General features: G+C 49.6%; 2 protein-coding genes and 1 pseudogene. All 3 read left to right on the forward strand.

Going from position 1 to position 1244, the window contains the following annotated elements:
* A pseudogene (locus HMPREF9081_RS14855) lies at window positions 1–139 on the forward strand (IS30 family transposase); the annotation flags it as partial.
* 148 nt (window positions 140–287) lie between these two features.
* Entirely contained in the window at window positions 288–659 is a 372-nt protein-coding gene (locus HMPREF9081_RS12640; protein ID WP_009438478.1) for a cupin domain-containing protein, read from the forward strand.
* A 27-nt stretch (window positions 660–686) separates the two neighbouring features.
* Complete coding sequence (locus tag HMPREF9081_RS12645; RefSeq protein WP_009438430.1) at window positions 687–914, forward strand: hypothetical protein; 228 nt, start codon at window positions 687–689, stop codon at window positions 912–914.
* Window positions 915–1244: the final 330 nt, after the last annotated feature.

The following is a 1244-nucleotide window of genomic DNA, read 5'->3' on the forward strand; positions in this document are numbered from 1 at the left end:
TGGATACAGTGACGAGGACATCCTAAACATAGCGGATGAGATAAACAGCCGCCCTCGCCGAGTTTTCGGCTATCAAACACCGGCAGAACTGTTTAACACCTTCTTGGATGAAGTATACGCTATTGAAAACGTTTCTTAATTAAATCACTGTTCAACTTGCTCTTGCAATTCACGCGGATGATCTATATAATGATTGGAACGACTACGGCGAAGGATATGACGATGATTACTTTGACTGAGCGCCCTAAAACGATATAAAATACGAAGTTCCGAAAGGAGCAAACATCATGGCAAATGAAATCACAAACGATTTTGCAACGCGCCGTTTTCGCGTGGCAGATGTGGCAAAGGCGGGCAATGTCGCAACGCGCACGCCAATCTACAGCACGGAGTCAACGAGCGGCGTCGTCTGGGTCATAAAGCCCGGGCAGATGATTCAGCCGCACGGTCACGCCAATGCAGATGATATATGGATCTGCATTGAGGGAGAGGGCGTCTTTTACCCTGCCCCCGGAGAGGAGCACCCCATCGCGAAGGGCGATGTCATCGTCTCAGCGAAGGGCATGTGCCACGGGATGAAAAATACAGGCGCGAAGGACTTTGTCTTTGTCGGCATCCTCGCCCCCGTCCCTGCGGATTATTTCCCCATCGAGCCGTAAAGTGTCTGTAGGCAGTAGGAGCCCATCATGAAACGAATCCTGCCTCGCATCCTCACTGCCACAGCGCTCGTCTGCACCTCTTTTCTCTCTGGCTGCTCGTTCATACTGGCAACGGAAAACAGCGCCCCTTATACGCCCGATGACGTAATCGCGATGGTGGAGAAAGAATTCGCTGCCTGTCATCCTCACATCGTCCTGCAAGAGATGCAAATTGAAAAAGAAAAGCGTGAATTGCAAGAGCAAGTTGAACAGTGATTTAATTAAGAAACATTTTCAAGGAATCACTGATAAATAGTGGATAATCACAGCCAGCTGATCCGCAGACACAAATTTCACAAATTGCAATACAAAAGAGCGTGCAATACTGCTCTCATTGCCCCTTTTTCTTCCCCGAATCGCCCGTTTCACCGGGAAATTTGGGAAAAAGGGCGCACTTATCCCATTGTCATGCAGAACGCCCTCTGCATTCCTGCCCTCAAGCACATGACGAGGTTCGCCGATGCAAAGAGCAGATAGTAACGGAGCAGGTTCTTCTTGATGCCACGATACCTTGTCCTGCCCGCTTGGAACAGCCGCTTCACAATG

The sequence above is a fragment of the Centipeda periodontii DSM 2778 genome (genome assembly GCF_000213975.1).
GTDB lineage: Bacteria > Bacillota > Negativicutes > Selenomonadales > Selenomonadaceae > Centipeda > Centipeda periodontii.

Bases quoted from the DNA above. Each gene is read 5' to 3' on its own strand.
- HMPREF9081_RS12640 (WP_009438478.1), top strand. From the start codon at position 288: ATGGCAAATGAAATCACAAACGATTTTGCAACGCGCCGTTTTCGCGTG.
- HMPREF9081_RS12645 (WP_009438430.1), top strand. From the start codon at position 687: ATGAAACGAATCCTGCCTCGCATCCTCACTGCCACAGCGCTCGTCTGC.